This is a genomic window from Allobosea sp. FG18, from assembly GCF_057809495.1.
On the sequence record NZ_JBMDKB010000025.1, the window covers coordinates 20,880 to 32,613 of the forward strand.

At 65.3% G+C, this 11,734-nt stretch carries 10 protein-coding genes; 5 read left to right on the top strand and 5 right to left on the bottom strand.

Going from position 1 to position 11,734, the window contains the following annotated elements; translation table 11 throughout:
• The first annotated feature begins 152 nt into the window (after positions 1-152).
• Positions 153-815: a CDP-alcohol phosphatidyltransferase family protein gene (locus tag ACODTJ_RS23960; protein ID WP_488850305.1), complete on the top strand. Its 663-nt coding sequence runs from the start codon at positions 153-155 to the stop codon at positions 813-815.
• Between the two features lie 36 nt (positions 816-851).
• On the opposite strand, the gene ACODTJ_RS23965 is transcribed toward ACODTJ_RS23960, so the two are convergent.
• Positions 852-2,627 carry a WcbI family polysaccharide biosynthesis putative acetyltransferase gene (locus tag ACODTJ_RS23965; RefSeq protein ID WP_488850307.1) on the bottom strand — a complete coding sequence of 592 codons (1,776 nt, stop codon included), beginning with the start codon at positions 2,625-2,627 and terminating at the stop codon, positions 852-854.
• A gap of 243 nt (positions 2,628-2,870) precedes the next feature.
• Here ACODTJ_RS23965 and ACODTJ_RS23970 point away from each other — a divergent pair, with 243 nt between their 5' ends.
• From ACODTJ_RS23970 to ACODTJ_RS23985, 4 genes are all read left to right on the top strand, one after another.
• Positions 2,871-4,622, top strand: a complete 1,752-nt coding sequence (locus tag ACODTJ_RS23970; RefSeq protein WP_488850309.1) for a fatty acyl-AMP ligase — start codon at positions 2,871-2,873, stop codon at positions 4,620-4,622.
• Positions 4,623-4,677: 55 nt separating this feature from the next.
• Positions 4,678-4,923, top strand: coding sequence for an acyl carrier protein (locus ACODTJ_RS23975; protein ID WP_488850311.1), 246 nt, complete (start codon positions 4,678-4,680; stop codon positions 4,921-4,923).
• A 154-nt stretch (positions 4,924-5,077) separates the two neighbouring features.
• Positions 5,078-5,974, top strand: a complete 897-nt coding sequence (locus tag ACODTJ_RS23980; RefSeq protein ID WP_488850313.1) for a metal-dependent hydrolase — start codon at positions 5,078-5,080, stop codon at positions 5,972-5,974.
• Positions 5,975-5,985: 11 nt separating this feature from the next.
• Positions 5,986-6,810, top strand: coding sequence for a class I SAM-dependent methyltransferase (locus ACODTJ_RS23985; protein WP_488850315.1), 825 nt, complete (start codon positions 5,986-5,988; stop codon positions 6,808-6,810).
• A 24-nt stretch (positions 6,811-6,834) separates the two neighbouring features.
• Here ACODTJ_RS23985 and ACODTJ_RS23990 read toward each other — a convergent pair whose 3' ends face one another.
• The 4 genes from ACODTJ_RS23990 to ACODTJ_RS24005 form a co-directional block, all read right to left on the bottom strand.
• The gene (locus ACODTJ_RS23990; RefSeq protein WP_488850382.1) at positions 6,835-7,608 is read right to left on the bottom strand and encodes a sterol desaturase family protein; all 774 of its coding nucleotides are present in this window, start codon (positions 7,606-7,608) and stop codon (positions 6,835-6,837) included.
• 60 nt (positions 7,609-7,668) lie between these two features.
• Complete coding sequence (gene cysC / locus ACODTJ_RS23995; protein WP_488850317.1) at positions 7,669-9,573, bottom strand: adenylyl-sulfate kinase; 1,905 nt, start codon at positions 9,571-9,573, stop codon at positions 7,669-7,671.
• Complete coding sequence (gene cysD / locus ACODTJ_RS24000; protein WP_488850319.1) at positions 9,570-10,463, bottom strand: sulfate adenylyltransferase subunit CysD; 894 nt, start codon at positions 10,461-10,463, stop codon at positions 9,570-9,572. Before cysD ends, cysC begins: the two co-directional genes overlap by 4 nt.
• Positions 10,464-10,543: 80 nt before the next feature.
• Positions 10,544-11,668, bottom strand: a complete 1,125-nt coding sequence (locus tag ACODTJ_RS24005) for a polysaccharide biosynthesis/export family protein (protein ID WP_488850321.1) — start codon at positions 11,666-11,668, stop codon at positions 10,544-10,546.
• Positions 11,669-11,734: the final 66 nt, after the last annotated feature.

The window sequence follows — 11,734 nt, forward strand, 5'->3', positions numbered from 1 at the left end:
TCGGTCGCCGATCGTCACGATCTCAACACAGCACGAAGAGCGGGAATGCTCAACGTCCGCATGGCATAGGCTTCTCGCAACCGCAACACTTGAAACCCGCGGCGCGAGAGGCAATAGCTTGCCTGGCCTTTCGCACCGAGCAGTCGACTTCATTGATACGCATCAACAACAGCCTCGTCGGCGCCATCGAGCGAAAGGCCTTGGCCTGGCTCGTCCGGCGGATGCCGGCACGCGTCACTCCCGACAAGCTCACGGCCTTCGGCATCTTCGGAGCGGCCCTCACACTGGCGGGCTATGTCCTGACGGCCTGGTCGCCGGGTTTCCTGTGGCTGGCCTCGCTCGGCCTCGTCTTTCACTGGTTCGGCGATTCGCTCGACGGCAGCCTCGCTCGCTTCAGGAAAATCGAGCGGCCCAAATACGGCTATTTCCTCGACCAGACCATCGACGTCATCGGCAACCTGCTGATCTGCGCCGGCATGGGCCTGTCCGCCTATGTCCGCATGGACTTTGCCCTATTGGCGCTGGCCGGCTACCATGCCTTGTCGATCTATTCGCTGGTCAAGGCCTGCGTCTCCGGCGAGTTCCATATCTCGCTGGTCGGCTGGGGGCCAACGGAGATGCGCCTGCTCATCATCCTGATGAACACGACGATCTTCTTCTTCGGCGCGCCCACCTTCACCGTCGCCGGCCTGACGATGACATGGTGCGACGTCACCATCCTGCTGATGGCTGCGGGGCTCTTCACGGCCTTCATCTGCCTGCTTGCGAGTTACGCAGCCGAGCTTGCGCGCGAGGAACCCGCCGACCGCAAATAGATCTGGAAACGGCTGGGGAGGCTGAACCGGCTCCCCCTACCCGTAATAGGCGATGTATTTCCGGAAATAATCTTCCCAGGTCAGCCACTCGCCGCGCACGAGATATTTGCGCCGCGCATCAGCCCAACCGATTCCCAGCGCCGCAGCGACCTTCGGATGAACCGGCACCTGCAGGCGTCGCAGCGAATCGAGCGAACCGGGCAGCCAGAAGTTCAGCGACAGACCCAATTCCTTGGTGACCTGCCGGACCAGCATCTTCATGATCCGGCCATTGGGATGGGCCGTCGTGTAGAAGGTCTGCTTCTTCCTGAAATTGTCGAGGATATAAGAGCCGATTCCCGCCGGGAATTTCCGGTCCATCTCCTCGAGCCTTGTCTGCTCGAACTGGTGCAGGCGGTTGAAATCGATGAGCCGCTCGATCGCCAGCGATTCATAGGTCCGGAAGCGCTGCTCCGGATCGGGAATCTGACGCCGCAGCCGCCCGAGCAGCCCGTCGAAATAGGTGAACTCGAAATTGGGAAGGTCGCGGTTGCGGGCGAGCCTGTCGTCCGGCCCGTTGAAGGCGTCGAAAGGCCAGGGCGAGGCAAAGCGCACGCAAGGATAGCGCAGCGTCGGCAGATCGCTCGGGACATCGGCGCGCAACGGATATTGCTCCCATTCCCGGATGTCCTGAATCAGGAGCAGGTCGCATTCCTGCAGGTCGCGCCGGCCCTGCTCGTGCAGGTTCACCGGCAGTTCCATGTAGTGGTGCTTGACCGAGAAATGGCGCGTGAAGCCGGAATGGTAGCGCAGCGCCTCCGCCAGCAGATTGCCCTGGCAATTGCCGAAGATGACGATCTGCTTCCTGGCGCCCCCGGAAGCCGCAACTCGTCCGGACGGCGCCAGCAAGGCCAGGGCAGGTGCATCGGCCGAAACGCGCCGCAGATCGAGAGAGTGCAACAGCAGGCTCGCATTGCGAAAATGGCGCAGCCGGATATCGATCGTGCGCGGCACGCCGGCGTCGAGCCCGATATCCTGCGGCACTGTAAATTCGAATGAAACCCGGCCAGCTTCCAACTCACTCGCCCGGAAGCGGCCTCCCCCAAGCGGAATACCGTCCCGCGTTTCGACCTCGACCGCCAGCGCGGCCTCCGAAGGTCTGCGGGCCTGCTTCAGCGCGCAGTCGATCTCGACGCGAAAGACCCCAGCCGGAAGCCGCAGAACCGCCGAACTACGCCACAATTTCAGGGATGTGATCGAAAGCGGCGAGAGACTAACAGCGCCGGGCAGCGGCAAGGTCCGCAGCCGGCCGAGCAACCGCCAGGGTTCGAGTTCGGCCGGAACGTTCTCGGGCACGACCGCCGTGGGCTCGCGCTGCAGCCTCAGCTCGACCATGGTCAGCAAGGCATTGCCGAAATGCGTGAAGCGGAACTCGAAAGGAACATCGGCGCCGCCTTCGATACCCAGTTCGCGCGGAACCTCGAAGGTCAGGCTCTGCTCGCCGCCACGAAGCTCCGCCGCGCTATAATCGCGCCAGGCGCGCAGGAGGCGGTTCTGCGCGACGATTTCGAGGCCCATGACCGGGTGATCGCCCTGCAGTGGCAGGCGCACCCGGCAGCGGAAGGACAGGCGATACCGTCCTTCCGGCAGACGCAGGAAAGGCCCGTAGAGAAAGGCCTGGGCCGGCACCAGGAGAACGACCGAGACCGAACCGTCCGCCCAACGTCGAGCCGGCTCACGCACCTCCATGACGGGCAGCAGCGAGCGGGAAAAGCCGTCCTGCGCTTTCGGCATCGGTTCCAGCGGCGTATCCGCTTGAGCTAGCGTATCCATCCTCAATTCCAGCGGGTCGCTTCCGGCTCTCATGCGTCCATGACGAAGCTGATTAACGCATGCTCTAGCATCACTCGCGTGAACATGCAGCCGGCAGCTTCGCGCTGTTGAGGTTGATCTCGCCGGAAGCGCGCTCCATAGAAGGCAGCAAGCTTTCTCGACCTTGCCTCGGCACAGAAGAGGGAGCGGCAGGTGCAATATACTCCCGGCCACTGGCGACGCTTGTTCCGTAGATAGATTGCGATGAGCCATTTTTCGTCACTGGCCGAGGTCCTGCAGCACCAGGCCCTATCTCGGCCGGGCATCGCCGCCGTGACCGTCTATTCCGATCGCCCCGGCGAGCGGCCGAGCCTGACCTTCGCCGCGCTGCACACGCAGGCCGCGCATCTGGCGCGCCAGCTCGCAGCCGAAACCACGCCGGGCGATCGCGCCCTGCTGATCTTTCCCTCCAGCGTGGAATTCGTGGTCGCCTATTTCGCCTGCCTGATGGCGGGCGTGGTCGCCGTGCCGATGATGCAGCCGCGCCGCAACGCGAATCACGACGCCAGCGCGGCGATCATCGCCGATTGCACGCCGCGCCTGGCGCTGAGCCCGGCTTCCGATCCCGATCCGCGCGGTCTGCTGCGGGAGCGCCTGGCGGCGCATGGCATTCGCCATCTCCCGGTTGCGCTGGCACCGGAGCCTGCACCCCTCGACGCCTTTCGGCCCAATGCCGATGGCCTCGCCTTCCTGCAATACACCTCCGGCTCGACCTCCGCGCCGAAAGGCGTGATGGTGAGCCACCGCAACCTGATCGACAATCTCGCGATGATGCGGGAGCGGCTCGGGAACCATGCGGATTCGGCGCATGTCAGCTGGATTCCGCTCTACCATGATCTCGGCCTGATCATGAACCTGCTGCAGCCGATCTATCTCGGCGCGCCTTGCGTCCTGCTGACGCCGTCGGGGTTCATGCATCGCCCTTTGAACTGGCTACGCGCCATCCACGAGCATCGCGCGGAGGTCGGCGCCGCCCCGAACTTCGCTTTCGATCTCTGCGTGGACCGCTTCCGGCCGGAGCAGATGGACGGCATCGACCTCAGCAGCTGGAAGATCGCCCTCAACGGGGCCGAGCCGGTGCGGGCCGCGACGCTGGAGCGGTTCGCCGCGACCTTCGCACCCTATGGTTTCGCGCCGGAGGCGATGCGCCCCGCCTACGGATTGGCCGAGGCGACGCTGCTCGTCACCGCCGGCAAGCGAGGCTCCCTGCCCCCCACGCGTGACGTCAGCGCGAAGGCGCTCAAGGCCGCGCGCATCGCCCCGCCCGAGGACGCCGCCGACCGGCACGCCAGCGCCAGCTGCGGCGCTCCCATGGCCGGGTTGACGATCTCCATCACCGACCCGGAGACGCGGCACCCGCTGCCCCAAGGCGCGATCGGTGAGATCTGGATCCAGGCCTCCAGCGTCGCCGACGGCTACTGGCAGCGCCCCGAGGAAAGCGAGCAGACCTTCCGGGCAAGGCTGGAGACGGACGCACCCGGCGCCAGCGGCTCCTGGCTGCGGACCGGCGATCTCGGACATCTCGACGAAGCGGGCGAGCTCCATGTCGTCGGCCGCATCAAGGACGTGATGATCATCCGCGGCGTCAATCACTACCCGCAGGATATCGAAGCGACGGTTGCCGCCAGCCACCCCTCGCTGCGGCGCGACCATGGCGCCGCCTTCACGATCACCGACGAGCATGACGCCGAACGCATCGTCGTCGTGCAGGAGGTCGAGCGCACGCAGCGCCACGGCATTGCGGAGGCCGAGGTGGTCGCCGCCGTGCAGGCGGCTGTGGTCAACAATCACGATGTCGCCCTGCACAAGATCGTCCTGATCCGGACGGGCTCCTTGCCGAAGACGACGAGCGGCAAGGTCCAGCGCAGCCTGACCCGGCTTCGCTGGCTGGAGGGGACGCTCGAACCCTGGAACCTGACGGGAGACGCCGAGGACCGCAGCGCGGCTTCAGCTTGACGCAAGTCCGCCGGCGCGGCAAGCGAAGCGCCCGCGCCCAACCCTAGGGATCATCATGCCGCCCGCCCCGGATATCGAACGCTTCTGCCGGTCCAGCCTGGCCGCCATGCTCGACATCGACGAAGCCGGCATCGAGCCTGCGACGACGTTCGCCAGCCTCGGCCTCGATTCGGCCGCCGCCGTCCATTTCGTCCTGGAGATCGAACAGGAGTATCGCGTCGAGCTCTATCCCGGCGTCACGCAGGATTACCCAACCGTCGCGCAGTTCGCGAACTATCTCGGCACCTTGAAACCACTCTAAGCTGCGGGCATTTCATTCAAAATTGTGCAGGACAACTCTGCATCGACTTGCTTTTGCTATGCGATCCTGCCTCGACGGCTCGGATGATCGGCGGTAGGTAAGCCCGGCCGACGGACCGATGCGGCAGGACGATCCACCGGATGGACAAGCGCTGATGGCACATGCTTCGAACGCGGCAGGAAGCCAGCACATGGGCAATGCCGAGGACATCATCCCGCGCGATATCCGCTTCGGCATCCTGGAAAACGCCCAGCGCCACTGGCTGGAAGACGATATCATCAAGACCGTGCTGATCGACGGGCTGTCGATCTTCCTCCCAGAGGGCGAGCGCTTCTTCATCCGCTCGCTGAAGCACTACGGCCCCAAGCTGCAGGACAAGGAGCTCGCGGCGGAGATCAGCGGCTATTCCGTGCAGGAGGCCTATCACACGCGCGAGCACGAGGAATACAACCGTGCGATGATGTCGCTCGGCTACGATGTCGAGAAGATGGAGAAGCCGATCCGGCAGGGCTTCGAGATCGTCAAGAACCCGCTGCACCGGCTGTCGATCACCTGCGCGATCGAACATATGACGGCAACCCTGTCGACGCTGACGTTGCGCCACCCGGAACTGATGGACAAGGCCGCGCCGGCCTATCGCCGGCTGTGGATGTGGCATGCGCTCGAAGAGCTGGAGCACAAGGCGGTCGCGCTCGACGTGCTCAAGGCGGCAACGCCGGAGATGTCGAGCTGGAAGCGCTATCTGGTCCGCGTCCTCGGCATGAACGGCACGCTGTTCCCCTTCCTCGTACTGTTCCTGCGGAACGTGCCGATCTATGCCAAGGCCGACGGGGTCAAGACGGGCCTGCGCTTCTGGCTGCGCTTCTTCTGGGTGACCATGGTCTATCCCGGCTACTGGCGGCGCTGCCTGCCGAACACGCTGCGCTACTACCTGCCGGGCTTCGACCCCCGCAACAGCGACGACCAGGAGCTGATGCGCAAGGGGCGCGACTGGCTGGCGGCGAACCTGCCGCCGCCGCCCGCCGCGGCTGCTCCCAAGCCCGGCGTCTGAGGCATAGCGCGGTGGCGAGCCAAGCCTTCTCCCGCCTGCTGGAGGCCATCGACAGGGGCGCCTTTCCGCGGACCCGGAAATGGCTCTGGCGCGGCCTCTACAACATCCTGTCGCGGCGCTGGCGCGACGATGACTGGCGCTTCATGAATTACGGCTTCCTGCCGCCGGGGGCAGCCTTTCCGCTTGAACCGGGCGACGAAGCCGACCGCCCTTTCATCGGGCTCTATGCCCAGGCCGTGGCGGGCCTGCCGGTGGCAGGCGCGCGGGTCCTTGAGATCGGCTCGGGCCGCGGCGGCGGGGCCCGCTATATCGCGCGCTATCACGGCCCGGCGGCTGTCACGGGGCTGGACTATTCGTCGGCAACGGTGCAACTGGCACGCCGCCTCAACCAGGACACGGCGAGCCTGACCTTCGAGATCGGGGATGCGGAAAAGCTGCCGTTCCCCGACGGTTCGGTCGATATCGTCGTCAATATCGAATCCTCGCATTGCTACGGCGATGTCCCGGCCTTCGCACGTGAGGTCGCGCGCGTGCTCGCTCCCGGCGGCTGGTTCACCTTCGCCGACATGCGCGGCAAGAGCGCGCTTCCCCTGCTGCGCCAGCAACTGGCAGTGCCCGGCCTCACGCTGCACAGCGAGACCGATCTGTCGTCAGGCGTCACCGCCGCCCTCGACGCGGCCGAGCTGCGCAAGCGGGCCCGCATCTCCAAGATCCGCTTCATGCGCGGCTTCATCAGCGAATTCGCCGGCGCGAAGGGCTCGGTGCTCTACCGCGAGCTGAGCGAGGGCGGCGTCGTCTATCTCGCCCAGCGCTACCAGAAGGATGGCAGCGCCTAAGCGCAGGCCTTCACCCGTGATGCGTCACGGACGCTCCGGAGCACGCGGCTCGGGCGCCTCCGGGTCGTTCCGGGTCGGCTCGAAGCTCTTCAACGTATTGTCGTAGCGCGGATGCAGTGTGCCCATCCAACGGTCCCAGAGCGAGAAGGTGTGGCCGTAGTTGAACCTGAACGTGCCGTGATGCTGGTCATGGAACACGGTGCTGGCGAGGGGCCAGGGCGCACGGCCGGCCGGTGAGGCGAAATGCTCGAAGCCGGCATGGCCGAGCATCCCGCTGATCTGATCGTAGAGCTTCTGCAGCACGAGCATCTGCCAGGGGATCGGCAGGATGAAGACGATGATCGCGTAGTAAGCCTGGTTCAAGAGCGCCTCGACTAAGCTCTCGTGGTGATTGCTCCAGACCGTCGGGGCCACGCTCTTATGATGCAATGCGTGGAAGCGGTAGAAGACGCGACTGTGGAGCAGACGGTGCACCCAGTAGAACCACGCGTCGTAAAGCACGACCGAGACGAGCAGCGTCAAAGGCCCCGACCACCAACTCAGCTCCAATGGCGCCAGCGACCAGCCCTGCTGCTGCGCGAACAGGCCGAAGGCGAAGCAGGTCGACAGCGTGAGGATCGAGACCGGTGCCTGCCAAAGCTCCTTCCACTTCCGTCGATTGACCCGATCCTTCTGGATGCGGCGCTCAGGGTGACGGGCGTTCATCACCTCGAAGAACAGCCCGGTCAGAAGCATGACAAGGACGACGGCCGCGATCACGAGGCCGAGAAGGCGAAGAAAGTCGAGCAGCAGTGCCACAGCCAATAGTCCATCCTCGCTCGCCGGAGCCGATACGCCGACCAGCAGCAGCGCCTTCGCCTAAACCGCGATACCTTGCTCCGCCAGAAAGCGCACTACACGCTCTGCAAGCTCGTCGGGCTCGCTCCGCCCGGAGTCAAGATGAAGGTCGGGCGCAGCCGGCCGCTCATAGGCCGAATCGAGCCCGGTGAAATTGCGAATCTCGCCACGCCGGGCCTTGGCATAGAGGCCCTTCGGATCGCGGTGCTCGCAGATATCGAGCGGGGCATCGACGAAAATCTCGAAGAACGGCGTGCCCGCCAGACGCTCGCGCACCATGGCGCGATCGGCAGCGAAGGGCGAGATGAAGCTGCACAGCACGATCAACCCGGCATCGACCATCAAGCGCGCGACTTCGGCGACCCGGCGCAGGTTCTCGACACGGTCGCCCTCGGTGAAGCCGAGATCGCGATTGAGACCGAGGCGGACATTGTCGCCGTCGAGCAGAATCGTCAGCTTACGTCGTGCGTGAAGCCTGCGTTCCAGGCCATCGGCGATGGTCGATTTCCCCGCCCCGGACAGACCGGTGAACCAGAGCACCGCGCCCTTCTGCCCGAGCAGGCTCTCGCGCGCCCGGCGGTCGATCGTCAGGGTCTGAGCGAACAGGTTGCTGCCGCGGTCGAGGGCATTGCGCACCATTCCCGCCGCGACGGTCTCGCCCGTGACCCGGTCGATCAGCAGGAAGCCACCGGTGGCCGGGCAATGGGCGTAGCTGTCGAAGGCCATCATTCCGGGCGTCGCCAGATGGCAGATCGCGATCTCGTCGCGCGCGATCTCTGTTGCAGCGATGCGGGCTCCGCTGACGATATCGAGCTTTCCCCGGATCGCGGTCACGGTCACCGGGCTCGTCAGGGTGCCCAAGCGCAATTCGTAGTCCCGCCCAGCGAAGAGAGGGTGATCAGCGAACCAGACCACATGTGCCGAGAAATGGTTGGAACAGGCCGGAGCATCCGGCCCGGCATGGAGCAGGTCGCCTCGGCCGAGATCGATCTCCGGCGCGAGGGTCAGTGCCACGGCCGTTCCGGCCACGGCCCGCTCGACAGGACCTTCGCTGCCGATCAAGCGCTGGACCGTGGCCTCGGCGCCGCCGACCGCGACTTTGACCCGATCGCCCACGGAGAGCACTCCCGCGGCTATCGTGCCGACATAGAGCCGTTCGCCTTCCGGCGTGCGGTTCACGCCTTGGATCGGCAGGCGCAAGCCCGCTTCCTCAGCGGGACTGACGATCTCGACCTGCTCGAGATGCTGCAGGAGGGTGGCCCCACCATACCAGGGCATCGCGGCGCTGGCGCTCACGACATTGTCGCCATTGCGGGCGGATATCGGGATTACAACCATGTCGAGTTGCAAATGCCGCGCAGCCGGCGCGAATTCCTCGACAAGCTGATTCAAGCGCTCCTGCGAGAAGCCGACCCCATCCATCTTGTTGACGGCCAGGACGACGTGCCGGACGCCGAGAATGCTGCAGATCGCGGCATGCCTGAAGGTCTGCGGCCGCAAGCCCCGCACGGCGTCGATCAGGATGATACCGACCTCGCATTGCGAGGCGCCCGTGGCCATGTTCGCCGTGTACTGCTCGTGGCCCGGCGTGTCGGCGATGATGAAATCGCGCTTCGCGGTCGACATGTAGCGATAGGCGACATCAATCGTGATGTTGCGCTCGCGTTCGGCCTCCAGCCCGTCCGTCAGCAGGGCGAAGTCGAGCTCACCTTCGGCCGCCCCATAGCGACGGGAGTCCGCTGCAAGCGTAGCGCGCTGGTCGTCGGGGACGGCGCCAGCTTCATAGAGCATGCGCCCGATCAGGGTCGATTTGCCGTCGTCGACCGCACCGCACGTCAGAATGCGCAACGCAGGCGGGCGATCGACCGGCAAGGCTCGTTCGGTCTCGCCGAAAGTGGCGTAGTAGACTGCGGAAACGGGGTTCAAAAATAGCCCTCCCGCTTCTTCGCTTCCATCGACGCTGCGCCCGTGCCGTCGATCAGCCGGCCCTGCCGCTCGGAGGTCGTGGCCCCCTCCAGCTCCGCGACCACTTCCGCAACCGTAGTAGCCTCCGATTCCACGGCTCCACAGAGCGGATAACAGCCGAGGGAACGGAAGCGGACCGAGCGGTGCACGGGAGCCTCGCCCGGATTCAGCGGCATACGCTCATCATCCACCACGATGAGCGAGCCGCCCCGCCGCACGACAGGGCGTGGGCGCGCCAGATAAAGCGGAACGATCGGAATGCCTTCGGCAAGCGTGTAGCGCCATATGTCGCGCTCGCTCCAGTTCGAGAGCGGGAAGACGCGCATGGTCTCGCCGGACTGCAGATGCGGATTGGCCAATCGCCAGAATTCCGGCCTCTGACTGCGCGGCTCCCAGCCATGCTGCGGGCTGCGCAGCGAAAACATGCGCTCCTTAGCGCGGCTCTTCTCCTCGTCCCGCCGCGCCCCGCCGATCGCTGCGTCGAAGCCGCCCTGCTCCAGCGCCTGCTTGAGCGCATCTGTCTTCATGATGCGGGTATAAGTACTCGCATCGACGGAGACCGGCGAGACGCCGCGCGCCGCACCGTCGCGGTTGACATGCACCTGCAGGTCGAAGCCGAGCGTCGGCGCCAGTCGATCGCGAAACGCGATCATTTCGCGGAATTTCCAAGTTGTATCGATATGAAGTAGCGGAAATGGTGGCTTCGCGGGCCAGAACGCCTTGGCGGCGAGATGGGCCAGGGCCGTCGAGTCCTTACCGATCGAATAGAGCATGACCGGCCGCCGGAACAGCGCGGCGGTCTCCCGCAACAGGAAGATCGCCTCTTCCTCGAGCCTCCGGAGCTGGTTCACGTTCCGCTTCGTCCAAACAACGCGCTGTCGTCGAGAAGCGCCGCCCAGAGGCGACGCCCCTATGATCCGTTCAGTCTCGCCTACTTGAAGCCGGCGGCGATGCTGGCGCCCTGCACGACAGGCGAGGTCAGGCTCTGGAAGACAGAGAAGGCCTTCTGCAGATCGGTCAGCGGCGCGTTCGAAACGTAGAGGATATCGCCGCGCTGCATCCGCAGCCCCTGTGCCACGAAGAGGCCGTTGGGATCGCGCAGGTTGACGCGATAGACGACCGGAATCCTGCCGCCCATGCCGAGAAGCGGGCTGTCAGGTTTGATCCGGCGCAGCATTTCGGCGGATTCGAAGCGGTAGAGGAACACGCCTTCCGGATTGGCACGGAAATCGAGCAGACCGCCCGACTTGGCGATCGCCTGCGCCAGATTCATCGCATCGGCGTTGAACGGAATCTCCGCATTCTGGCCGGTGGCGCCGGCGGCAATGAAGGTGCGCGGATTGCGGACCAGCGTCAGCGTGTCGCCGCCGCGCAGATAGATGTTCTCGGCGGGGTTGTTGACGATCGTGATCATCGGCACCGCGAGCGTCCGCGAGCCGCGGGTGAGGCGCACTTCCGTCTCGTTGACGGGCGCGCGAATGCCGCCAGCCGCTGCGACCACCTCGAGAATCCGGTCGCCCTTGTTGGAGAGCGGAATGCGACCGCCCGCCGCGACCTCGCCGGTCACGGCGACAGCGCTGCTGATCGGCCGGCTGAGCGTCACCAGGATCTGCGGCTGGATCGCCTTGCCAGCCAAGCGTTCCTGGATCGTCGCCTCGACTTGGGCGGTCGTCTTGCCGGCGACGTTGATACGCCCGGCATAAGGCACGGAAATCGTCCCGTCGCGGGCAACGCCCTGCTCGGGGATGGTTGCCGTGCGCGATCCCGGCGTGAAGCGGTCTGTCGTCAGCGGCGCGGAGAAGAGGCCGCCGGCACCGGCTTCCCAGATCGTCACGGCGACGAAGTCACCGACGCCGATTCGGGTTTCGGTGGCTCCGCTGCGGTCGCCGAAGCTGCCGTTGAAACTGTCGCTCGCGCGACCGTTGATCGCGGCCAGCGAAGCGGGGTTCAGATCGATCAGCTCGAAACCGAAAGTCGCTCCGTCGGCAGGCTGCGCGATGATGTCGGCAGCGGACGGGCCGCTCGAGGGCAGATTGGAGCAGCCCGTCAACGCCATGACGGACAAGATCGCGATTAGGCCAACCCGCACAGTTCCCATCTCCTAAGCCACCCGGCGACTACC

What these genes read in the sequence shown, in the direction of transcription:
- ACODTJ_RS23970 (WP_488850309.1), top strand. Translation starts at nt 2,871, where the DNA reads ATGAGCCATTTTTCGTCACTGGCCGAGGTCCTGCAGCACCAGGCCCTA.
- ACODTJ_RS24005 (WP_488850321.1), bottom strand. Translation starts at nt 11,668, where the DNA reads ATGGCGTTGACGGGCTGCTCCAATCTGCCCTCGAGCGGCCCGTCCGCT.
- ACODTJ_RS23980 (WP_488850313.1), top strand. Translation starts at nt 5,078, where the DNA reads ATGGCACATGCTTCGAACGCGGCAGGAAGCCAGCACATGGGCAATGCC.
- ACODTJ_RS23965 (WP_488850307.1), bottom strand. Translation starts at nt 2,627, where the DNA reads ATGGATACGCTAGCTCAAGCGGATACGCCGCTGGAACCGATGCCGAAA.
- ACODTJ_RS23975 (WP_488850311.1), top strand. Translation starts at nt 4,678, where the DNA reads ATGCCGCCCGCCCCGGATATCGAACGCTTCTGCCGGTCCAGCCTGGCC.